This window comes from Frateuria sp. GZRR35 (assembly GCF_051900415.1).
In the GTDB taxonomy this organism is placed as follows: domain Bacteria; phylum Pseudomonadota; class Gammaproteobacteria; order Xanthomonadales; family Rhodanobacteraceae; genus Frateuria_A.
In genome coordinates, this window is record NZ_JBHZGL010000005.1 from 12747 (window position 1) to 34612 (window position 21866).

The following is a 21866-nucleotide window of genomic DNA, read 5'->3' on the forward strand; positions in this document are numbered from 1 at the left end:
CCTGTGCGCGACCGCGACGCGCGGCAGTGCCGCTCTGGGCCATGTGCATCGCGGTCGCGCACTGGGTGCGCTCCTACAGGGTCAGCGGGCCGCGGCCAGGAGATCGGCGGGCATGGCCGAGGCAGCACGACGGACGTGGCGGAAGCCGGCCTCGCGTGCCGCGGCTTCCAGGCGCTCGCTGCTGGCCACGGCGACGGCGTTGCGCAAGCGCGCCCACGCATCCGGCGGCAGGCCCTCGTGCAGGTTCGAAAGCGCCTGCGCGCTGGACAGCAGAACGCGGGCATTCGGGCGCAGTTGCCTTACCGCCTCGACGTGCCGGCGATCCAGCCGCGGCGGCGTGCGCCGATAGACCCACACTTCGCGCAGCCGCGCGCCGCCATCGACCAGGCGTTGCTGCAGCAGACCACGGCCGCCGGGCGCGCCGACCAGCGCCACGCCGCGGCCCTGCACGTCGTGCAGCGCCGGCAGGTCGAGCAGGCCTTCGCTGTCCTGTTGCCGCGTGGGCGCCTGCACGGCGAGGCCGTGGCGGCGCAACGCGGCGGCGGTGCCCTGCCCGACCGCCAGCACCGTGGCGCGCGTGCGCAGCGACGCCAGCGCAGCGGCGAAACGCACCGCCGCGGGGCTGGTGAACAGCAGCAGGTCGTCCCGCCGCAGGGCCTCGCGCAACACCGTTTGCGCGCCATCGTCGCCGGAGCGAAGGGCGAGCCCGGGCAGCAGCAGCGGCACCCCGCCGCGTGCGCGCACCTGGCGCGCGAAGGCCGAAGCGGTGCCGGCGGGGCGGGTGATCACGATCACGCGGCCCTTGAGCTCGCCGGAGGTGGAAGCGTGTGGCACCGCGTGAGCCCATGCAGCCAAAACAGTGGGCAGTGTAAGCCGCTCGCTACACTTGCCGCTTTCCCCCCGTGTGTCGAACCGTGACTGCCGATTCCCGACTGCTTGCCGACGAGTTGCTCCGCTTCATCCGCGACAAGATCCCGCTTGCCCGCGCCATGGATCTGCGCCTGCACCGCTACGACCCGGACGGCCTCGCGCTGGCCGCACCGCTGGCGCCCAACGTCAACGACAAGGGCTGCGCCTTCGGCGGCAGCCTGGCCAGCGTGATGACGCTCGCCGGCTGGGCACTGGTGGAGCTCGAACTCAAGCGGCACGGCGAGGACTGCGACGTGTTCGTGGGCGACTCGCACGTGCGCTACCTGGAGCCGGTGTGGGACGACTTCCGCGCCGAGGCACGGCTGGCCGAGGACGCGGACTTTGCGATCTTCTTCGCCACGCTCGCCGAGCGCGGCAAGGCGCGCATCGACGTGCGCTGCGAGGTGCCCGGCAACGGCGAGCGCCCAGCCGCCACGCTTCAGGCGCGCTTCGTCGCCAAGCGGCGGGCTGGGGCACAATGACGACTTGTTTCCGTAAGGGGATCGCCCATGCGTCGCTATCTGTTCCCGCTGCTCGCGCTCGTCGCGATGCTCTGCGCCGGCTGCGCCACCGATCAGCGCAACCAGGCGCTGGTCACCACGCTCAACGCCTACGCCAGCACGCTGCGCTGGGGCGACTTCCGGAGCGCGCAGCAGTTCGTCGATCCGAAGGTGCGCGAGGCCAATCCGGTCAGTTCGCTGGACCTGGCGCGTTACGAGCAGGTGCGCGTGACCGGCTATGACGAGGGCGCCGGTCCGGTGCCGGACGGCGAGAACCAGGTGCGGCAGGTGGTGCAGATCGGCCTGGTCAACGTGAACACGCAGTCCGAGCGGACCGTGGTCGATCGGCAGAGCTGGCGCTATGACCCGGAGAAGAAGCGCTGGTGGTTGATGAGCGGGTTGCCGGATATCACGCGGGAGTAGCGTCTTCGGAGCCTCCTGCCCGAAAGGCTTGGTCTTACGGACAACCTTTCCCGCGAGCCCCGGCCCCTCACCCAAACTCTCTCCCCGCCGGGGAGAGGGCTTCAGCGCGCCGGGGGCGACCTTTGCGCCCGCTGGTGCAGTCCCGGATAATCGCCGGTTTGCGCATCCGGCCAGGCCCGCCATGAACGACTTCCTGCACAAGCTCCCCACCTTCGTGGGCAACCACCTCGCGCTGTCGGCGTTGTTAGTGATCATCCTGCTCGCGCTGGTGGCGATGGAGTTCGGTCGCCTGCTGCGCAAGTACAAGGAGCTGACCCCGGGCGGGCTGACCCTGCTGATCAACCGCGAGAGCCCGCTGCTGGTGGACCTTTCCGCCCGCGCGGATTTCGAGAAGATGCACGTGCCCGGCGCGCGCCACGTGCTGCCCAGCCAGTTCGACCCCGAGCACAAGGACCTGGCCAAAGCCAGGGACCTGCCGGTGGTGGTGATGGACAAGGACGGGCGCGGTTCGGACAAGGCCGCGCAGCGGCTGGTCAAGGCCGGCTTCACCAAGGTCTACACCCTGGGCGGCGGCGTGCTGGCCTGGCAGCAGGCGCAGCTACCGCTGGCCAAGGGCAACAAGTAACCCCGGGACGGCTGGCCGTCTATTCGCCGATGCCGGCGCGCCCGGCCAGGATCTGCGCCAGCACGTCGGGCGCGTATTCGAACGAATCGAAATAGAGCCGCTCGTCGGGCAACCCGGCCTCGGCGAACATCTGCCGGCCGGCGTCGATCATCGCCGGCGGCCCGCTCATGTAGACCTCGTGGCCGGACAGGTCCGGCTGGTCCTCCAGCACCGCCTCGTGCACCAGGCCGGCGCGCACGCCCGAGGCGGCGGCCTGCTCGGGATCGGACAGGACCGGGTGGAAGGCAAGGTTCGGCGCCTCGCGGGCCCAGCGCTCGGCCAGAGCGCGCAGGTACAGGTCGCCGGCGCTGCGTGCGCCCCAGTAAAGCGCCATCGGCCGGCGCGTGGGCAGCGCCAGGAAATGCTCGACGATCGCCTTGACCGGCGCGAAGCCGGTGCCGCCGGCCATGAACACCATCGGCCGTTCCGAATCCTCGCGCGGCACGAAGGTGCCCAGCGGCCCCTCGACGTGCAGCCGCGCGCCGATCGCCAGGCCCTCGTGCACCCAGGACGTGAAACCGCCGCCGGCGACGTGGCGCACGTGCAGCTCGATGCTGCCGTCCTCCTTCGGGCCGCTGGCGATCGAGAACGGCCGGCGCCTGCCCTCCTCCAGCAGCACATCCAGGTACTGGCCCGGCAGCCAGTTGAGCGGCTTCTGGCCGGCCACGGGACGCAGTACCAGGCCGGTGACGCCCGGCGCCAGCGATTGCTTGCCGGTCACCTCGACGGTGAGACGGCGGCGCGCGATGTCCTCCACCGACGTGACCTCGCGCGCGGCGATGGTCAGGTCGCTGGCCGGCACCGCCTGGCACAGCAGGATCGCGTGGCGCGCCATCGCACTGCCGCTCAGCGCGACCGGCGGATTGCGCGGATAGCCGCACTGGCCGGCCAGCAGCGTGGCCTTGCAACTGCCGCAGACGCCGGCGCGACATGAGTACGGCAGCGCGATGCCGGCGCGCTGCGCGGCTTCGAGCACAGTTTCGCCCGGCGCGGCGGGGAAGGTACGGCCGGAGTTCTGGAGGGTGATGGTGAACACCCGCGCATTGTCGCCGCGAGGGCCGTGGACGGACAATGCATGCTTTCCCTTGAAGCGGCGCGTTCCCCATGGCGATCTGGAAGCAGGCACCCGACCTCGAGCGCATCAATGCGTGGAGCGACAACACGCTGATGCAGGTGCTCGGCATCCGCTTCACGGCGATCGGCGAGGACTGGCTCGCCGGCACCATGCCGGTGGATGCGCGCACGCACCAGCCGTTCGGGCTGCTGCACGGCGGCGCCTCGGTGGCGCTGGCCGAAACGCTGGGCAGCACCGGCGCGCTGCTGACGCTCGACCCGGAGCAGGAGGTGGCGGTCGGGCTGGACATCAACGCCAACCACGTGCGCGGCGTGCGCTCGGGCGTGGTCACCGGGACGGCGAAAGCGCTGCACCTGGGCCGCTCGACCCAGGTGTGGGAGATCCGCATCGAGAACGAGGAAGGCGCGCTGGTGTGCATCTCGCGGTTGACCATGGCGGTGGTGCCGCGGCGGGCGGTGGTGCGGTGAGCTACGGGTCGGAGCGCGCGTTCACTGCTCCCTCTCCCCCAGCCTTTTTCGAAGATGGGGGAAAGGGTTGGGGTGAGGAGTCGCTCTTGCGAAAGAGCGCCGCAAGTACCTCCCCTTTTCTCCCACGCTACGAACAACCCTTTCCACGAGCCCCGGCCCCTCCCCCCAGCCCTCTCCCCCGGCCCTTATCAAAGAAGGGGAGAGGGAGCTAGAAGCATGAGCGCCGCCCCCTACGCCAACCTCACCCCCGACCTCGTCCTCGACGCCGTCGGCGCCTGCGGCCTGTGGCCGGATGGCCGCCTGCTCGCGCTCAACAGCTACGAGAACCGCGTCTGGCAGGTCGGCATCGAGGATGCGACGCCCGTGATCGCCAAGTTCTACCGGCCCGGGCGCTGGAGCGACGAAGCCATCGCCGAGGAACACGCCTTTGCGCTGGAATTGGCCGCGGACGAACTGCCGATGGTCGCGCCGCTGGTGTTCGACGGCCGCACCCTGCTCGACCACGCCGGCTACCGCTACGCGCTCTACCCGCGCCGGGGCGGGCGCGCGCCCTCGCTGGAATCGGCCGAGCAACTGGAGTGGCTGGGGCGCCTGATCGCGCGCCTGCATGCGGTCGGTTCGCGCTCGCCGTTCCGCCACCGCGAGCGTATCGACCGGAGCACGCTGGTCGAGCGTCCTGCGCAGGCGGTGCTGGCCTCGTCGCTGCTGCCGCCGCACCTGGCCGAGGCCTACCGCACCGCCGTGCAACGGCTGGACCAGGCGGTGGCCGCACGACGGGAGGCGGTCGGTCCCGTGCGCCAGCTGCGGCTGCACGGCGACTGCCATCCGGGCAACCTGCTGTGGACCGATGCCGGCCCGCACTTCGTCGACCTGGACGACGCACGCAGCGGCCCTGCAGTGCAGGATCTGTGGATGCTCGCGCACGACGACGCGGCGATGGACGCGCTGCTGGCGGGCTATACGTCCATGCGCGACTTCGACCACGCCGAGCTCGCGCTCATCCCCGCCCTGCGCGCCATGCGCCAGGTCCACCATGCCGGCTGGATCGCCCAGCGCTGGGCCGACCCGGCGTTCCCCGCCGCGTTCCCGTTCGCCGCCGAACCGCGCTGGTGGGAGCAGCATGTCGCCGACCTGCACGAACTGGCCGACACGCTGGACTGAAGTCGCACACGCGGCGCCGCAAACGCGGCACACTCCGCGCTTTCGTCCACGTGCCCGGAACCTCTTGCATGCGCAGTTTTCTCTTCCGCCTGATCGGCATCCTCGAAATCGCCGGTGGCCTGTACGGCGCCGCGGGCGCACTGCGCCGGCTGCTGGTAATGGGCTCGACCTACGACATGTTGCATGCGCTGTTGGCGCTGATCGCCTTCGGTTTCGTGCTGCTGGCGGGCGTGTGGCTGGTCGAGGGGAGCGATCGCGGCGTGGCGTTCTCGCGCGTGGCGCAGCTGCTGCAGTTGCCGCTGCTCGCCACGCCGGTGTTCAGCTATGCGTTGCACGCGGGAGCCTTCCTCAACATCCACACCACCTTCCACCTGGCGCGGCCGTGGCTGGACTGGAACTTCGGCACGCAGGGTTTCGTGCTGGCGGTGGCCGGGCCGTCGGTGTCGCGGATTGGCGTGAACCTGCTGGCGGTGGTGTCCTGGTTGATCCTCAAGCTGCGCTAACCGGATTGTAGGAGCGCCCTTGGGCGCGACCGCCATGTCCGTCGGCAACGCAAACCCCCGCATGGCGGTCGCGCCCAAGGGCGCTCCTACAGGTGTCGAGGGCGGCGCCGGGTATCATGGCGGGATGAACACCCCTTCCCCGCAAGATCCCGCCGCGCAACCTCGCATCCGCCTCAAATCCGACCGCGCGCCAGGCCACCCGTGGGTGTGGTCGGCGCAGGTGTACAAGCCCGAGCAGCGGCTGCCGCCGGGCAGCGTGGTCGAGGTGGTGGACAGCAAGGACCGTTTCGTCGGCCGCGCCTTCTGGAACGGCCACGCCCGCATCGCGCTGCGCCTGCTCACCAGCGATCCGTCCGAAGCGATCGACGCGGACTGGATCGCCGCACGCATCGCGCGCGCCGTGCAACTGCGCCGCGAACTTTTGCACCTGGACCACGCCAGCGACGCCTGGCGCGTCGTGCACAGCGAGGGCGACGGCCTGTCCGGCCTGGTGGTCGACCGCTACGCCGACATCCTGGTGATCGAGTACTTCGCCGCCGGCATGTGGAAGTTCCGCGAGGCGATCCACACCGCCCTGCTCGAACACTTCCCCGGTGCGCGGCTGTACTGGTTTGCCGAGAGCCACGTGCAGAAGCAGGAATCGTTCGACTGCCGCAGCCCTGAGCCGCCGGCGCCGGTCGAGGTCCACGAGCACGGGCTGGCCTTCCACGCGGCGCCGGGGCTGGGGCACAAGACCGGCTTCTTCGCCGACCAGCGCGAGAACCGCCGCCGCTTCGCCGAGTTCGCGCGCGGCCGGCGCGTGCTCGACCTGTGCTGCAACTCCGGCGGCTTCGCCGTGCACGCGATGGCCGCCGGCGCGCGCGAGGCGGTCGGCGTGGACATGGATGCGGGCATCCTGGAGATCGCGCGCGCCAATGCCGCGGCGAACGACTTGGCGATCGACTTCCAGCAGGCGGACATCTTCGAGTGGCTGCGCGAGGCCGCCGCGCGTGGCGAGCAATACGACGCGGTGATCCTCGATCCGGCCAAACTCACGCGCGATCGCAACAAGGTGTTCGACGCGCTGAAGAAGTACTTCGCCATGAACCGCCTGGCGCTGGACGTGATCCCGCCCGGCGGCCTGCTGCTGACCTGCTCGTGCACCGGCCTGGTGGCCGAGGCGGACTTCCTGGAGATGCTGCGCCGCGTGGCACTCAATGCCGGCCGCGAGATCCAGGTGCTGCAGGTCGCCGGCGCCGGCGCCGACCATCCGGTGCGAGCCGACGTGCCGGAGGGGCGCTATCTCAAGGCAGTGTTCTGCCGGGTCGAGTGATCCCCGCTGGGTGGGCTTCAGCCCACCGCTGCTCCGCCGCAGATCCGATGGCGGGCTGAAGCCCATCCTACGGGCTCCAGCCTTGCGATCCGGCGAAGCCGCCACGCATGTCTTTCGAGCACCTATGCATGCCGCTCGCGGAACGCCGGTCCGCGGCAAGTAGGGTGGGCTTCAGCCCGCTGTTTCGGCGCACATCCGATGGTGGGCTGAAGCCCACCCTACGAAACCTAGGCCGGCTCGGGTTCGCGATCCGGCGAGCGGCGTACCACCGGTCGCGCATGTTTGTCGAACACCAGCGTGCTGTGCTGCTGGCTGCGCAGGGCCTGGGCCTCGCGCGGGTCGACGTCCATCGCCATCGCTTCCTCGACGAGCGTCACGGCGGCGGGCCCCTGCCGGCGGCGGGTCCTGTGCGCGAAGCGGGCCTGGTTGTAGTAGGCCCAGCTGGCGAATACCACGGCGCTGACCAATGCATAGCCGAGGATCGTCAGCAGATCGGTCGTCTGGTTCGCGTAGGCCTCGGCCGACAACTCGATCCATGCCGTGCGCACGCCGGCCAGCCAGGCGACCAGCGTGATCACCGGCAGCCACAGGTAGAACCACAGCATCCACGCCACGAGCGTGACCAGCGAGGACAGCGCGCGCTGTGTCGGCGTGCGGCGGCGCTCGTTCTGGATCAGGAAACCTTCGGCTTTCATCGCAGCCCCCGGTCCGGGCTGACCCATACCGCGCGTACGCCGCGGCGCTTGAGCAGCGCCTTGGGAAACGCCACGACGGTAGTCAGCGTGTTGATCATCCAGTAGGCGATCGGGTACCAGATCATCCAGTAATAGTTGCGTCCGATGCGTGTCTCGTAGCGCCGGTCGATGACCAGGCTGAGCATGAATTGGGTGAGGCAGGTCAGGCCGAGGATGACGCCGTGCCAGCGCGGCAGCAGGCTGGGCACCGCCAGTTCCGGCGGCAGCGCAACGAACTTGCCGACCGCCCACAGCGCGACCACCACCAGCATCAGGTAGGCCCACACCAGGCTGAGCAGGTATTCCAGCGCCACCGGCCACATGCGCCGGCGGCGCCAGTTGAACAGGCCGCTGGCGTAGCGCAGCAACACCTCGCTGCCGCCCTGCGCCCAGCGCAGGCGCTGGCGCCACAGGCCATGCACGGTTTCGGGGGTGAGCAGCCAGCACAGCGCGTTGGGCTCGTAGCGCACGTCCCAGTGGCGCATCTGCAGGCGCCAGCTGACGTCGATGTCCTCGGTGACCATGTCGACGTTCCAGTAGCCGACATCCAGCAGCGCGCGCTTGCGGAACGCGGCGATCACGCCCGACACGGTGAAGATGCGCCCGTACACGCGCTGGGCGCGCTTGATCAGGCCGATGATCGAGGAAAACTCGCCGACCTGCAGCTTCCCAAGCAGCGTCGAGCGGTTGCGGATACGCGGATTGCCGGTGACCGCACCCACGCGCGAGCTGTCCAGCAGGTGGCGCATCATCCAGTGCGCGGCGTGTTCGTCCAGCAGGGTGTCGCCGTCGATGCACACCAGGAACTCATGGCGTGCCGCAAGCGCCGCCATGCGCAGCCCCATCGCCTTGCCCTGGTTGGCGGCGAAGTGGATCACGCGCAGCTGCGGCACTTCCTTCGCCAGCGCGTCCAGTTGCGCGCCGGTGTCGTCGGTGGAACCGTCGTTGACAGCGATGATCTCGAATTCCGGCCAGCGCTGGCGCGCCAGCTGCTCGATCGTCTCGCGGATGTGCGTGCCCTCGTTGTGGCAGGGCACCAGGATGCTGATCGGCGGCTGCTCGGGCAGCGGCTGGAGTTCGGTGCGCGGCGGCTGCCGGCGCTCCCAACGCAGGAAGTAGAGGATGCTGCCGCTCATCCACAGCATCGACATCACCAGCGGGTAGTAGAAGGCGAAGTCGAGCAGCACCGAGAGGGCGTGGTTCGTCGTTTCCACGATCAGCGCCCCCTGTACGGATAGGTGGCCGAGGAGATGCCCGGGCGGATGCGCTCGAGCTTGGGATGATCGGCCGGGAAGTCGTCCGGGTAATAGCCCAGATGCAGCGCACCCTGGACCTGCAGCAGGCGCATGCGGTCGAGCACCGTCGCGGTATCGATCGGTTGGCGGGTGCGCCAATCTCGGGTAGCCAGCTCGAACACCGTCTTCTCGCGCGCGCCCGGTACCGCGGCGACCGCTGTGGCGAGGCGTTCGAACCATGCCTTGCGGGGCCTGACGTGATCCAGTTGCGGCATCGCCATCAGCCCCACCTCGTCATAGCCGGCCACGAACGCGGGCAGCGACTGCGCAAACCACGACTCGGTCTTGCCGTCGAGCACGGGTGCGGCGAACAGATTGCGCGCGGTGCGCAGCTGTGGCCGCCAGCGGCGTGCGCGTTCGACCAGCTCGTGGGTGTAATCAATCAGCCATGCGGTGCGCGCGGGGCCGGGTGGCGGCGCATCGTGCAGGCGGTCGGTGTCGCGCAACAGTGCGTCGTCGGAGAACAGCAGGCCGGCGAAGGCAGCATGGCTGGCAAGATCCTCGTAAAGGTCACCGACCCACGCGCGCACGGCCGGTTGCGAGGGGTCCAGCCGTGCCACGTCCCTGCCCCTGCCGGCCAGCACCCATGCCGCCACCGGATCGTTCGCGCGCGGGCGGAACGCCAATGAGGGCATCCAGGCGTAGACCTGCACGCCGGCGCGGGTCCTGAGCTGCCAAGCCACGCGCGCGAACAGGTCCGCGCGCATGGGCAGGTGGCGGTTGGGGAAATACAGCGCATCGGCTACGCCGTCGCCATTGGGATCGGCGTAGGCCTGCAACCAGACCTGGTCGACGTCCATGCGCTTGATGCGGTCGAGCAGTTTGGAAAGATTGCGCTCGCGCTGAGCGGGGTCGGGGTCGTAGACATAGTCGAGGTCGACCTGCACCACGCGGCGCGGCTCGACCGGATGGGCCGGCAGCAGCTGCCAGGCCAGGTCGACCACGCCCGGATCGCCGCCCATCAACAAGCGATCCAGCGTGTGGTCGCGCGCAGGATCGGGCACGGCGTTGCCCAGTGTCAGCGACATTTCCATGCCCAGGGCCGCGGCCATCTCGCGTCCCGGCCGGTTGAACGCGCCGTAGGGCCAGACGATCGCCTGTGGCGCCACGCCGGTGTGCTCGCGGATTGCCGCCACGCTGCGCGTGAGGTCACTGGTGATGCGCTCGCGCCAGGCCGCTTCGGTTTCGTAGCTGCCGCTGGCCGGGTCGTAGCGGCGCGTCACCGCTGCGGGCAGCAGGTTGCCCTGCGGGTTGCCGAGAATGCCCTCGTGCAGCGCGTCCGTGTGCGAGGCGATCTCGACCAGCCCCGAGCGCTGCATCTGCCGCACCTGCGCCCAGGTAACGAAACAGGCGGCATCGCAGTCGCGGCCGTTGTAGTCCAGGCGGTCACCGGGCGCGGTCTCGATCCAGCCGGTCACCAGCGCCAGCAGCGCGGGATAGTGGTAGGCCTGAAGCAGCGGGTAGACGCGCGTGTAGAAGCTTTCCAGACCGTCGTCGAAGGTGAGCAGGAAGGCCTTGTCCGGCAGTGCGGGACCGCCCTGCCCGGCGGCGCGCACCTGTGCCGCGCTGACCGCGGTCCAGCCGTTGGCGTGCAGGTACTCCAGGTGACCGACCAGGTGGTCGAGGCTGGTCGCGTCCGGATCGGTGGTCGGCCCCTGCGCGGGGTCGTGGATGTCGTGGTAGCTCAGGATCACCAGCCGGCCGGCATGCGCGGGTACGGCCAGCAGGAACAGCAGGGCGAGGATCAGGTAACGCATGTCACTCCCCCCAGTGCAGGGTCAGTTCGAGCGTGGCGCGCGTTTCGCGGCGGCCGTCGTAGGGCTGGCTGTGCCAGCCCAGGCGCCAGCCGAAACCGAGCCCCTCGTGCGGCTGCCAGGTCTGTCCGTAGGCGACGTCGGCGACCCAGCCGGCCGACTGGCCCTGCTGCGCGTAGCTGCCGACCGCCACGTCGACGAGCTGGTGCCAGCTGCGCCCGTAACGTGCGGCCAGCACGTGGTCCAGGTGCGCGGTGACCGTAGCGGCGCCGTCGCGCTCCGGGTTGAAATAGGCGGTATCGGCCAGGGTGTTGTGCGAGGCGTACAGGTCCGCGCCCAGGTCCAGCTGCAGCCGCGGGCGGGTCAGCACGCGACCGCTGAGGCCCAGGTCGGCCGCGCGTCGGCGGTTGCCGTCGCTGAAGTTGGCCGCCTGCACGCCCAGCCGCGCGGCGAGCAGTTCGCTCGCGCGCCACTGGACCGTGCTGTCCAGCGTGCCGCCATGGATGCCGTAGTAGCGCGCGCGCAGCGGGATGCCGGCGCCGGCGCTGCTGGCGTCGGTGCTCCACGCCCAGTGGTCGCTGATCGTCCAGTCGAAACCCGCCTCCACGGCCATGGGATCGCTGCCGGTGCCGTGCGACGGCAGCGCCTGCAGGTAGGCCCGCAGGCCGCGCCACTGGCCGCGCACACCCAGCCCCGCGTCGGTGCGGCGGGCGTCGCCTTCGGGTAGCGAGGCCTGCGCGCGGCGAGCGATGGCGTAGACACGCCAGTGGTCGGCCAGCAACGGCGAGGCGAGCGTGGCGAAACTGTTCTGGTCGCGATCGCCGTAGTCGATGGTGTTGCCGCGGCCGAAAGCCTGCGCGGCATCGAACTGCCAGCCACGCTGGCGGTCCCAGGCGCGACGCGCGCGCTGCACTTGGGCGTTGCGCGGGTAGCGTGCCTCAAGCGTTTCCAGGCCCGGTTCGACGCCGGCGAAATCGCCCAGCTCGCGCTGCGTTTCCAGTTGGCCCAGGCGCACACCGATGTCCTGCGGGTCCAGCCCGTGCGCGATGGCCAGGTCCGCTTCCGCGCGGCGTGGCCAGCCACGGCTGCGTTCGTTGTTGGCCAGCTCGCGCCGCCAGGGCGCGCTGGCCGGCGCCTCGCGCACGCCCGCGGCCAGGCGCGCGTTGGCCTCGGCCAGCAGGCCGCCGTAGCCGCGCAACAGAGCCGCGTTGAGGTCGTCCTCGCTGCGGTGCGGATTGGCCACCGGGGCAGACTGCCCTGGCTTGCGCAGCCACACTGGCTGCGCCGCCGCGGCGGCGTCGATGGTCTGCCTGGCCTTGGCGTACTGGCCGGCTTCGCTGTACGCGTACATCAGCGCGATGGCCGGGTCGGACTCGGCCTCGGGAATGCTGCCCGGATTCGCCGGACCCGCGCGCTCGAGCAGGCGGGCGGCCTCCTCCGGCCGCTCGCGGTCGAGCAGCGCCTCGGCCAGCGGCCGCATCACGTAGGTCGGCAGAGTTTCGCGTTGCTCCGGGCTCATGGCGTCATAGGCCGCCACCACCTCGGCCGGACGGCCCGCCGCCTGCAGCGCCACCAACCGGTCGAGATAGCCGCGGCGCACGATCACCGGGTCGTCGGCATGGCGCGCGATCACGGTGTCGAGCGCGCGTACGGCTGCGTCCGCCGCGGCGTAGGGATCGGCGTCGGGGGCGACCGGATCGCGCGCCGCGCGACGCGCGCGCTGCGCGGCGACGTCGGCATCCAGCCGCGCCCTAAGCGCGGGATCGGCCGGCATCGCCTGCGCCAGCTCGCGGGCGCGGCCGACGGCGCCGGCGTCGGCAAGGATCAGCACCTGGCGGCGCAGCAGTTGTGCGTTCTCGGGATGCTCGCGCAGCGCGTCCTCGCACACCGCCAGCGCGCGGGTCCAGTTTCCGGCCTGACGCAGGCGGTCGATCGTTGCCACGGCCTCGCCGGGATCGGCTGCGCCGGCGAGGGCGGGCGCGGCCAGCAACGCCGCCCACACGGCGACGGCGAGCGCAACACGCCGGCTGCCCACCGGAATGGGGCCTCGAATGGCCATGCCGTTTGTCCCCCTGTCCTGTCCGTTCTGTCCCGGTCGGCTGCCGGAAAACGGACGGTCAATCTGCGCGCAAGCGCGTTTTTGTGAACTCTATCACAGGGTTTTTCGCGGTTTCTTAATACCCGCACGGCCATCAGAAGCCCTGCCCGCCGCTCCGGTCGTCGGCTGGAGGACCCTGCCCTCAGCCGTCGTGCGGGATGCGTCCGCGCAACGAGGATGGCTCCCACGGTCCGGCCTGTGCGATGAGTTCACGCGCGGCATCCACCTGCCCCCACACGTTCCACAGCAGCACGCCGCGTACGCGGCCGTCGTCCAGGTAATAGACCACGCCCTTGCGGTGTGGCTCGCTCCAGTCCTCCACCACCTGCAGGCGCGCGTCGAGCAGGCCGACCGCCTCGTAGCCGAGATCGAACAGGTCCGAGTAGAAATACGGCAGGGTGACGAAGTCACCGCCGGCACCGGCCATCGCGCGGCCAGCATGCGTGCCCGTCTCGACGGCCGCGTTCTCGTGCTCCACACGCAACCGGCGCTCGAGCGACGGGTTGAAGAAGTTGGCCATGTCGCCGGCGGCCCAAATGTGCGGGTCGCTGGTGCGCAACTGCGCATCGACCACTACGCCATCGCCGACCTCCAGGCCCGCCTGCGCGGCCAGTGCGGTGTCGGGCGTCACGCCCAGGCCCGCGGCCACGGCATCCACGCACAGGCGCCGGCCGTCGGAGAGCACCAGGTCGACGCCGGCGTCGCTGTCCTTGCCATCGACCACTTTCACCCCGGACAGCAGCTCCACACCGCGCTCGCGGTAGTAGTCGTCCAGGAACGCCGACAGCGCCGGCGGGTAGCGCCCGCTGCCGATCGACGCGCCCGGGAACAGCAGGGTCACCTTGCAGCCGATGCCGCGGAGCGAGGCGGCCAGTTCGCTGCCGATGAAACCGCCACCGACCACGGCGACATGCGCACCCGCCACGGCGTGGCGACGCAGGTGCCGGTAGTCGTCGAGCGTGCGGAACGCGATGGCGCGATCGCCCGCGTCGAAGGGCAGCGGCCGCGGCGTGGCGCCGGTGGCCAGCAGCAGGCGGCCGTAGCGGTAGCCGTCGCCGTGGTCATCGCCGACACGGCGGCCGGCCCGGTCCAAGGACTGCACGCGCCGACCCAGGTGCAGCGTCGCTCCGGTGGCGGCGGTGCCCAGGTCGATCGATTCGGGCGTCTTGTCGCCCTTCCACAGCGCCTTCGACAACGGCGGCCGCTCGTAGGGCGGCGAGGTTTCCGCGCTGACCAGGCCGATGCTGGCCGCCGCATCCGCGGCGCGGATCGCCTTGGCCGCCGCATCGCCTGCCATGCCGCCGCCGATGATCAGGTAGTCGTACGCGTATTCCATGTCTCGCTCCCGTGACCTGCCCTCCGACCATCATGCGCCCGTTCGACGGGTGCGGCGGGCGCCCCGGTGCAAAGCCCGCCTGCACACGGCCTTGATCGCCGCGCCCGCCACACTTGGGGTCGATGAACACCCGCCCCAGCGAACCCGATCCGACCCTGCGCGCCGAGGTACGCAAGGCCGGCCTGGTCTACGTCAGCGACGCGCAGCCGGGCATCCGCCGGCTGCGGCGGGGCAAGGGCTTCGGCTACCGCGATGCCGATGGCCAGCCGGTCACCGACAGGGTCGAACTGGCGCGCATCCGAGCGCTGGCGATCCCGCCGGCCTACGAGGACGTGTGGATCTGCGCCAACCCCGACGGCCACCTGCAGGCGACCGGGCGCGATGCGCGCGGGCGCAAGCAATACCGCTACCACCCGGACTGGCGCGCGCTGCGCGACCACGGCAAGTTCGACCGCATCCTCGCCTTTGGCGCCGCGCTGCCCAGGCTGCGCCGGCGCACCCGCCAGGACCTCGCACTGACCGGCCTGCCGCGGGAGAAGGTGCTGGCGCTGCTGGTGCGCCTGCTGGACGAAACGCTGATCCGCGTGGGCAACGAAAGCTACGCGCGCGCCAACAAGAGCTACGGCCTGACCACGCTGCGCTCGCGCCACGTACGCGTGGCGCGCGGCCGGCTGCGCTTCTGCTTCAAGGGCAAGAGCGGCCAGGAGCAGGAAGTCGAACTGGACGACTCGCGCCTGACGCGGATCGTGCGCCGCGTGCAGCACTTGCCCGGCCAGCGCCTGTTCCAGTACCTGGACGACGCGGGCGAGCGCCAGCCGGTCGACTCGGGCATGGTCAACGACTACCTGCACGAGGCCTGCGGCGAGGTGTTCAGCGCCAAGGATTTCCGCACTTGGGGCGGCACCGCCCACGCCGCCGGCGTGCTGGCCTGCACGCCGCTGCCTGAAAAGGGCGGCGAACGCGCCCGCCGCCACGCACTGGTGGAGGCGGTCAAGCAGGTGGCCCAGGTGCTGGGCAACACGCCGGCGGTCTGCCGCAAGTCCTACATCCATCCGGAAGTGTTCGAGGGCTGGCGCGACGGCAGCCTGCAGCGCACGATCACCCAAGCCTGTGCGGGCAAGCCGCGGGAGCTGGAAAAAGCCACGCTGCGCTTCCTGCGGCAACGTCTGAAGCCGAAGCGTCGCGGCAGCTGAGACGGGTACGCGTAAACTTCGGTTCCGTAGCTTGCCGGAACCTGCCATGCCCCTCGCCGACGTACTGCTCGCCCTCCTGCTCCTGGTCGCCCTTGCCATCCTCGTGTTGCAGGTGGTGCTGCTGCGCCGTGGCCGCGCCGACGACGGCCTCGCCATCCGCCTGGACGCATTGAAGAGCGACGGCGAGCGCCTCGAACGCACGCTGCGCGAGGAACAGCGCGCCGGTCGCGAGGAACTGCAACAGGGTTTCGACCGCTTCCGTACCCATGTCGCGGAGCAGCTGGGCGGCATGTCGCGCCAGCAGGCTGAGCGCATCGACGGCTTCGGCCAGCGCCTGGATGGTCTCACCACGCGCACCGACGCCGGGCTGCAGGGCCTTGCCCAGCGCCTTGCCGACGATGCACGCAAGAGCCGCGAGGAAATGGTCCTCACCCTAACCCGCGCCAGCGACCAGCAGCGCCAGCAGCTGGCCGCGCTCACCGCCGACAACGAAAAGCGCATGGGCGAAGTGCGCGCCACGCTGGAGGCCAAACTCAAGGCGCTGCAGGACGACAATGCGGCCAAGCTCGAGCAGATGCGCGCCACCGTCGACGAGAAGCTGCAGAGCACGCTGGAAACGCGCCTGGGCCAGTCCTTCCAGCTGGTGTCGGAGCGGCTCGAAGCCGTGCAGCGCGGGCTGGGTGAGATGCAGAGCCTGGCCAACGGGGTGGGTGACCTGAAGCGGGTGCTGTCCAACGTGAAGAGCCGCGGCATCCTGGGCGAAGTGCAACTCGGTGCGCTGCTGGAGCAACTGCTCACGCCCGAGCAGTACGAATCCAACGTGGTCACCGTACCTGGCTCCAACGAGCGGGTGGAGTTCGCCATCCGCATGCCCGGCCAGGGCGACGTCGCCCAGCTCTACCTGCCGATCGACGCGAAATTCCCGGTCGAGGATTACCAGCGTCTGCTCGAAGCCCAGGAACTGGCCGACGCCGAAGCGGCCGCCGTCGCCGGTCGCGCGCTGGAGGTACGCGTGCGCGAGGAGGCCAAGCGCATCAGGACCAAGTACGTCGCGGCCCCACACACCACCGACTTTGCCGTGCTGTTCCTGCCCACCGAGGGCCTCTACGCCGAAGTGATCCGCCGCCCGGGCCTGTTCGAACTGCTGCAGCGCGACCACCGCGTGGTGGTGGCTGGCCCGACCACGCTGAGCGCCCTGCTCAACAGCCTGCAGATGGGCTTCCGCACGCTGGCCATCGCCCAGCGCAGCTCGGAGGTGTGGAACATCCTGGGCGCGGTGAAGACCGAATTCGGCAAGTTCGGCGACGTGCTGGACAAGGTCAAGAAGAAGCTCGACGAGGCCGGCAAGCACATCGATGCGACCGGCGTGCGCACGCGGGCGATCGAGCGCAAGCTGCGCGGCGTGGAGACGCTCTCGGGCGAGGTCACCCAGCAATTGCTGGGCGTAGTGCCGGAACTCGATGACGACGTCGAGGAAAGCACGCTCGAGTGAGGGGGGTTTCCCGCAAGGCTTCCCCCATCCGCCCTTCGGGCACCTTCCCCCGCGGGCGGGGGAAGGATCGAATGGCCTGAGCTTCCCCTGGAGTGGGGAAGCGTCAGCGCGCGGGGCCTACGTGCCCGGTCTTTCCCTGCGAACGCGAGGCGCAAGCTTCGAGGCGTGGAGTCGTGGGGGGGGGGGGGGGGGGGGGGGGGCCCCCCCCCCCCCACCCGCGACCCGAGCCTTCCCCCGCGAACGCGGTGGAAGGTGCCGACAGGCGGATGGGGGCGCTCCGTGCGGGGGGCGCTCACGCCTTCCACTCGAACACATCCTCCACGCCCGCGCCGAACGTGCGCGCGATGCGGAAGGCCAGCTCCAGCGATGGCGCGTACTTGCCGGCCTCCAGCGCGATCACCGTCTGCCGCGTGATGCCGCAGGCGTCGGCGAGTGCCTGCTGGGTCATCTCGCCGTGCTCGAAGCGCAGGCGGCGGATGACGTTGGCGATCGGGGTGCCGGGAGCTCTCAACGCCGGTCGCGCCAGTAGGCCAGCCCGGTGACCAGGTATTCGAGCAGGCAGGATCCGATCAGTCCGGCCATCAGCAGGTTGGAGAGTGTCATTGGCCGCGCCCAGGCCAGCCTGTCGGGCGGCGTGAAGGCGAACAGCACGGCGAGCGCGACGAAGAAAACCACCAGGCTGGCGCGTGCCCAACCGGCGGCGCGCGCCTCGATCGCGCGGTCGCGTTCGTCCGCCTCGACCCTGTCGCGCCAGCGCTGGCGAAGCACCTGCATCACGACCAGCCAGGCCACCACCATCATGCCGATGTGCCTGCCGATGGCGGTGGCCTCGGGCGCACGGCCGCCGTCCGCGCCGACCATTTGCGTCGCGCGCAGCCCGAAGTACAGCAGGATCGCCAGGGTGAACAGCAGGCCGATCCAGGCCCGTTGCTCGCCGGGCGAAACAGCGGCCACGGCCTCCCCCAGCGAGGTGCCCGAGGCCTTCCAGGTGGCCCACAGCAGATACCAGACCAGCCAGGCACCGGCGAGCAGGGCCAGGCCGCCGGGCCAGCCCAGGTCGACGTCCGGCAGGACGAACAGCACGTAGAACGCAAGTACGGACAACGGGATCAGCACCGCATAACGCAGCGAACGGCTCATGGCACAACCCTCCCCTCGGATGTCATGTACGCTAAACGTTACATTTTGTTGCGTCAACCATACTTTTGCCCTACTGGGCGCCCTTTGCACACCCCTAGAACCGGTTTGCTTGACACGGTCGCTACACTGGAACGCTGTCAGCGGCGCGGCCCTGGCAAGCCACTCATTCTCAAGCCCGAGGCACCCGCATGAGCGACCCGAGCAACCCCAACGACGTCACCCAGGCCCAGGCCGAGGAAGCGGTGCGAACGCTGCTGCGCTGGGCCGGCGACGATCCCTCGCGCGAGGGCCTGCTGGACACGCCGCGGCGCGTGACCAAGGCGTATCGCGACTGGTTCTCCGGCTACGCCGATGACCCGTCGGAGTTCCTCAAGCGCACCTTCAAGGAGGTCGAGGGCTACGACGAGATGGTGGTGCTGCGCGACATCGAGTTCGAGAGCCACTGCGAGCACCACATGGCGCCGATCATCGGCCGCGCACACGTGGGCTATCTGCCGACCAACCGCGTGGTCGGCATCAGCAAGCTGGCCCGCGTGGTCGAGGGCTACGCGCGCCGCTTCCAGGTGCAGGAGAAGCTCACCGCGCAGATCGCCCATTGCATCCAGGAACACCTGAAGCCCGCCGGCGTGGCGGTAGTGATCGACGCCAGCCACGAATGCATGACCACCCGTGGCGTGCACAAGCGCGGCGTGTCGATGGTGACCAGCCAGATGCTCGGCGCCTTCCGCGATGACGCGCGAACCCGCGCCGAGTTTCTGCAGTTCATCGGGATCCACGGCGCACGCTGAAGTTTCGCGGCCCTCGGCCGCTACAGGGGCGCGTTTACAACGACTCCCCTGCCCCGTGCGTTTCGACCTTGCCACCCTGAGCCTGCTCGGCGCCCTGCAGGCGCTGCTGCTTGCGCCACTGTTGCTGGTGGCCACGCGCGCCTATACCGGTCGCGCGCGCACCAGCCTGCGCATCTGGGGCATGGTGCTGGTGCTGCAGTCGCTGGGCTGGTTGCTGGCGGCACTGCGCGGGCAGATCAGCGACTGGTGGTCGATCGTGCTGGCCAACGGCGTACTGATCGTGTCCTACGCCGAAACCGCGCGGGCACTGCGCCTGTTGCTGGAGGTACCGCAGCGGCGCGGATGGCTGGCCGCGATCGGCCTGGCTGCATGGCTGGGCATCGCCTGGTTCGGCGTCGTCCAGCCGGATTACCGCACGCGCGTGTGCATCGCCGCGGCCATGCTGGGCTGCTACCTGGGCATGCTGCTGTGGCCCCTACGCCACGCGCTGCGTCGCGGCGGCTCGACCGCGCAACGGGTGATGCTGCTGGTGCTGGCCGGTGCCGCGGTCGCCTGGGGCCTTCGCCTGCACGAGCTGGCCACGCTGCCGCAGGTCGGGCTGTTGCTGCCCACCCCCGGCAACATCGCCAATATGGTCTACGGCACGCTGGAGCCGGTGTTCGCCACCCTCGGCTTCCTGCTGATGTACAACGAGGCCGCGCAGGCCGAACTGCGCCGCCTGGCCCGCACCGACCCGCTGACCGGCACGTTCAACCGGCTGGCACTGGACGAGGAAGGCCTGCGGATGTTCGACGCGGGCGAGGGGCTCGCCGCTCTGATGCTCGACGCCGACCACTTCAAGACGATCAACGACCGCTTCGGCCACGCCGTCGGCGACCGCGTGCTTGCGGCACTGGCCCACGACATCGGAACGTTGCTCCGGCCGGGCGACATCCTGGGCCGGGTCGGCGGCGAGGAATTCCTGTTGTTGCTGCCGCGCAGCGACGTGGACGACGCCCGCGCGCTGGCCGAGACCTTGCGGGCGCACGTCGCGACGATGTCGCTGGAACTGGACGGCGAGGTCGAGCCGATCACCGTCTCGATCGGCGTGGCCGTGCGCACGCCCGCCGATCGGGACGCCGCCGCCCTGGTACGCCGCGCGGACCGCGCCCTCTACGAGGCCAAGCGCGCCGGCCGCAACCGCGTCGTGGCCGCGGACGAGGTGCCAGCCTGAAGCGCTTGCCGCTGCGGCGGACGGCCTGCTCCAATGGGCCGATGCGCCACCTGCTTCCGCTCCTGGCCCTGCTCTGCGCGACGGCCCGCGCCAGCGACTACCCGACCGCGGTTTCCGCCTACCTGGCGCGGTTCGACCGCGACGGCGACGGACGCATCGCGCCGCAGGAATACGTCGATTACCTCAGCGCCGGCTTCCATGCGATGGACGCCAACGGCGACGGCGTGCTCGAGGCCGGCGAACTGCCACCCGGGCCGCGCCGCATGCCGCGTTCGCTGGCGGCCTTCCAGGCCGACCTGCGCGCGCAGTTCCGCCGCTCCGACCGCAACCACGACGGCTTCCTCAGTGCGCAGGAACTGGCGCAGCCGCCGGGCTAGGGGAAACCGAACCCTGCATCCGCCGCACGCCATCCGTGCCGCGCACGCAGCAATCCGGCCGCACCGATGCGCTATCGTGCGCGCTTCGTTCGACGGTGACCCTGCCGCATGGATTCGACCCACACCGCACTCAGCGACACACGCCGCCGCGCGGCGGTGATCTTCATCTTCGTCACCGTGCTGCTGGACATGCTGGCGTTCGGCATCGTCATCCCGGTGCTGCCGCACCTGATCGAACAACTTGCTGGCGGCGGTATCGCCAGGGCCGCGTGGTGGGTGGGGGTGTTCTCCACCGTGTTCGCGGTGGTGCAGTTCGCCTTCTCGCCGGTGCAGGGCGCGTTGTCGGACCGTTTCGGCCGTCGGCCGGTGATCCTGATCTCCAACCTCGGGCTGGCGATCGACTTCGTGATCCTGGCGCTGGCGCCCACGCTGTGGCTGCTGTTCGTCAGCCGCGCGCTGCTGGGCATGACCGCGGCGAGCTTCACCACCGCCAACGCCTACATCGCCGACATCACGCCGAAGGAAAAACGTGCGGCCGCCTACGGCATGCTCGGCGGCGCGTTCGGGCTGGGCTTCATCGTGGGACCGGGGCTGGGCGGCTTCCTCGGCGACATCTCGCTGCGGCTGCCGTTCTGGGTGGCCGGCGGTCTGGCGCTGTGCAACTTCCTGTACGGCTATTTCATCCTGCCCGAATCGCTGCCGAAGGAACGACGCACGCCGCGTTTCGAACTGCACAGCGCGCATCCGCTCGGCTCGCTGAAGTTGCTCCGCCGCCACCCGCAGGTGCTGGGCCTGGGCGTGGTGATGTTCCTTGTGTACCTGGCGCACTACGTGCTGCAGACCACCTTCGTGCTGTACGCGGACTACCGCTACGACTGGGGTCCGCAGGCGGTGGGCTTCGTGCTGATGCTGGTGGGCGCCTGCGACGGCTCGGTGCAGGCCTTTCTCACCGGCAAGCTGACGCCGCGCTTCGGCGAACGGCGGGTGCTGCTGGCCGGCCTGGTCTGCGGCGTGGGCGCGTTCCTGCTGATGGGCGTGGCGAAACAGGGCTGGCTGTTCCTCGCCGGCATTCCGCTGATGGCGTTGTGGAGCCTGTCCGGGCCGCCGATCCAGGCGATCATGACGCATCAGGTCGATCCGTCCGAGCAGGGCCGCCTGCAGGGCGCGATCACCAGCCTGGGCAGCTTTGCCGGCATTTTCGGGCCGTACCTGTTCGCGCAGGTGTTCGCCTTCTCGATCGCGCCCACATCGCCCGTGCACCTGCCAGGCCTGGCCTTCGTGCTGGCGGCGTTGCTGCTGCTCGCCGGCGCGATCATCGCGGCGCGCGTGACCGCGCGCACCGCACCGCTGGCCGACGACGGCTCCATCCACGACGCGGCGGACGCCCCGGGCGCACTGCCGCACGATTCCTCCCACTGACGCTGGAGATCTC

At 70.3% G+C, this 21866-nt stretch carries 22 protein-coding genes; 13 read left to right on the forward strand and 9 right to left on the reverse strand.

The genetic code is table 11. The features are described 5' to 3' along the window. Nucleotides 1-81: 81 nt before the first annotated feature. The gene (locus ACFWZ3_RS07560) at nt 82-834 is read right to left on the reverse strand and encodes a uroporphyrinogen-III synthase (RefSeq protein WP_439707125.1); all 753 of its coding nucleotides are present in this window, start codon (nt 832-834) and stop codon (nt 82-84) included. A gap of 80 nt (nt 835-914) precedes the next feature. On the opposite strand from ACFWZ3_RS07560, the gene ACFWZ3_RS07565 reads away from it, so the two are divergent. The 3 genes from ACFWZ3_RS07565 (at nt 915) to ACFWZ3_RS07575 (ending at nt 2457) form a co-directional block, all read left to right on the forward strand. After that, nucleotides 915-1391: a YiiD C-terminal domain-containing protein gene (locus ACFWZ3_RS07565; RefSeq protein ID WP_439707126.1), complete on the forward strand. Its 477-nt coding sequence runs from the start codon at nt 915-917 to the stop codon at nt 1389-1391. A gap of 27 nt (nt 1392-1418) precedes the next feature. Further along, complete coding sequence (locus ACFWZ3_RS07570) at nt 1419-1832, forward strand: hypothetical protein (protein WP_439707127.1); 414 nt, start codon at nt 1419-1421, stop codon at nt 1830-1832. A 181-nt stretch (nt 1833-2013) separates the two neighbouring features. Continuing rightward, nucleotides 2014-2457, forward strand: coding sequence for a rhodanese-like domain-containing protein (locus tag ACFWZ3_RS07575; RefSeq protein ID WP_439707128.1), 444 nt, complete (start codon nt 2014-2016; stop codon nt 2455-2457). A gap of 19 nt (nt 2458-2476) precedes the next feature. On the opposite strand, the gene ACFWZ3_RS07580 is transcribed toward ACFWZ3_RS07575, so the two are convergent. After that, nucleotides 2477-3568: a 2Fe-2S iron-sulfur cluster-binding protein gene (locus ACFWZ3_RS07580; protein WP_439707129.1), complete on the reverse strand. Its 1092-nt coding sequence runs from the start codon at nt 3566-3568 to the stop codon at nt 2477-2479. Nucleotides 3569-3600: 32 nt separating this feature from the next. Between ACFWZ3_RS07580 and ACFWZ3_RS07585 the strand changes: the two genes are divergently transcribed. The 4 genes from ACFWZ3_RS07585 to ACFWZ3_RS07600 all read left to right on the forward strand — a co-directional run bounded on the left by ACFWZ3_RS07585 (nt 3601) and on the right by ACFWZ3_RS07600 (nt 7014). Next, nucleotides 3601-4038 carry a hotdog fold thioesterase gene (locus ACFWZ3_RS07585; protein WP_439707130.1) on the forward strand — a complete coding sequence of 146 codons (438 nt, stop codon included), beginning with the start codon at nt 3601-3603 and terminating at the stop codon, nt 4036-4038. Nucleotides 4039-4254: 216 nt separating this feature from the next. After that, complete coding sequence (locus ACFWZ3_RS07590; protein WP_439707131.1) at nt 4255-5199, forward strand: serine/threonine protein kinase; 945 nt, start codon at nt 4255-4257, stop codon at nt 5197-5199. A gap of 68 nt (nt 5200-5267) precedes the next feature. Next, the gene (locus ACFWZ3_RS07595) at nt 5268-5702 is read left to right on the forward strand and encodes a hypothetical protein (RefSeq protein WP_439707132.1); all 435 of its coding nucleotides are present in this window, start codon (nt 5268-5270) and stop codon (nt 5700-5702) included. Nucleotides 5703-5826: 124 nt separating this feature from the next. Next, complete coding sequence (locus tag ACFWZ3_RS07600) at nt 5827-7014, forward strand: class I SAM-dependent rRNA methyltransferase (protein WP_439707133.1); 1188 nt, start codon at nt 5827-5829, stop codon at nt 7012-7014. Between the two features lie 227 nt (nt 7015-7241). Here the strand turns inward: ACFWZ3_RS07600 and pgaD are convergent, their stop codons facing one another. The 5 genes from pgaD to ACFWZ3_RS07625 form a co-directional block, all read right to left on the reverse strand. Then, entirely contained in the window at nt 7242-7709 is a 468-nt protein-coding gene (gene pgaD, locus ACFWZ3_RS07605; protein ID WP_439707134.1) for a poly-beta-1,6-N-acetyl-D-glucosamine biosynthesis protein PgaD, read from the reverse strand. Further along, nucleotides 7706-8962, reverse strand: coding sequence for a poly-beta-1,6-N-acetyl-D-glucosamine synthase (gene pgaC, locus ACFWZ3_RS07610; RefSeq protein WP_439707135.1), 1257 nt, complete (start codon nt 8960-8962; stop codon nt 7706-7708). The genes pgaD and pgaC overlap by 4 nt, the downstream gene beginning before the upstream one ends. 2 nt (nt 8963-8964) lie before the next feature. Beyond that, nucleotides 8965-10800 carry a poly-beta-1,6-N-acetyl-D-glucosamine N-deacetylase PgaB gene (gene pgaB, locus ACFWZ3_RS07615; protein WP_439707136.1) on the reverse strand — a complete coding sequence of 612 codons (1836 nt, stop codon included), beginning with the start codon at nt 10798-10800 and terminating at the stop codon, nt 8965-8967. Between the two features lies 1 nt (nt 10801). Further along, nucleotides 10802-12856, reverse strand: coding sequence for a poly-beta-1,6 N-acetyl-D-glucosamine export porin PgaA (gene pgaA, locus ACFWZ3_RS07620; protein ID WP_439707137.1), 2055 nt, complete (start codon nt 12854-12856; stop codon nt 10802-10804). A 181-nt stretch (nt 12857-13037) separates the two neighbouring features. Continuing rightward, entirely contained in the window at nt 13038-14231 is a 1194-nt protein-coding gene (locus tag ACFWZ3_RS07625) for an NAD(P)/FAD-dependent oxidoreductase (protein ID WP_439707138.1), read from the reverse strand. Between the two features lie 122 nt (nt 14232-14353). Between ACFWZ3_RS07625 and ACFWZ3_RS07630 the strand changes: the two genes are divergently transcribed. After that, a complete protein-coding gene (locus ACFWZ3_RS07630; RefSeq protein WP_439707139.1) occupies nt 14354-15424 on the forward strand; it encodes a DNA topoisomerase IB in 1071 nt (356 codons plus the stop codon). Between the two features lie 46 nt (nt 15425-15470). Beyond that, nucleotides 15471-16916 (forward strand): DNA recombination protein RmuC, encoded by a 1446-nt coding sequence (gene rmuC, locus ACFWZ3_RS07635; RefSeq protein ID WP_439707140.1) that lies wholly within the window; start codon nt 15471-15473, stop codon nt 16914-16916. A gap of 292 nt (nt 16917-17208) precedes the next feature. Here the strand turns inward: rmuC and ACFWZ3_RS07640 are convergent, their stop codons facing one another. Together ACFWZ3_RS07640 and ACFWZ3_RS07645 are read right to left on the reverse strand one after the other, a co-directional pair. Then, the gene (locus tag ACFWZ3_RS07640; RefSeq protein ID WP_439707141.1) at nt 17209-17427 is read right to left on the reverse strand and encodes a helix-turn-helix transcriptional regulator; all 219 of its coding nucleotides are present in this window, start codon (nt 17425-17427) and stop codon (nt 17209-17211) included. Beyond that, nucleotides 17424-18056 (reverse strand): hypothetical protein, encoded by a 633-nt coding sequence (locus ACFWZ3_RS07645; RefSeq protein ID WP_439707142.1) that lies wholly within the window; start codon nt 18054-18056, stop codon nt 17424-17426. Before ACFWZ3_RS07645 ends, ACFWZ3_RS07640 begins: the two co-directional genes overlap by 4 nt. Nucleotides 18057-18244: 188 nt before the next feature. Between ACFWZ3_RS07645 and folE the strand changes: the two genes are divergently transcribed. The 4 genes from folE to ACFWZ3_RS07665 all read left to right on the forward strand — a co-directional run bounded on the left by folE (nt 18245) and on the right by ACFWZ3_RS07665 (nt 21853). Then, entirely contained in the window at nt 18245-18844 is a 600-nt protein-coding gene (gene folE, locus ACFWZ3_RS07650; RefSeq protein ID WP_439707143.1) for a GTP cyclohydrolase I FolE, read from the forward strand. A gap of 55 nt (nt 18845-18899) precedes the next feature. Continuing rightward, nucleotides 18900-20057, forward strand: coding sequence for a diguanylate cyclase (locus tag ACFWZ3_RS07655; protein WP_439707144.1), 1158 nt, complete (start codon nt 18900-18902; stop codon nt 20055-20057). Between the two features lie 41 nt (nt 20058-20098). After that, nucleotides 20099-20434: an EF-hand domain-containing protein gene (locus tag ACFWZ3_RS07660; protein WP_439707145.1), complete on the forward strand. Its 336-nt coding sequence runs from the start codon at nt 20099-20101 to the stop codon at nt 20432-20434. A gap of 108 nt (nt 20435-20542) precedes the next feature. After that, on the forward strand, nt 20543-21853 hold the full coding sequence (locus tag ACFWZ3_RS07665) for a TCR/Tet family MFS transporter (RefSeq protein WP_439707146.1): 1311 nt from the start codon (nt 20543-20545) through the stop codon (nt 21851-21853). The last annotated feature ends 13 nt before the right edge of the window (nt 21854-21866 follow it).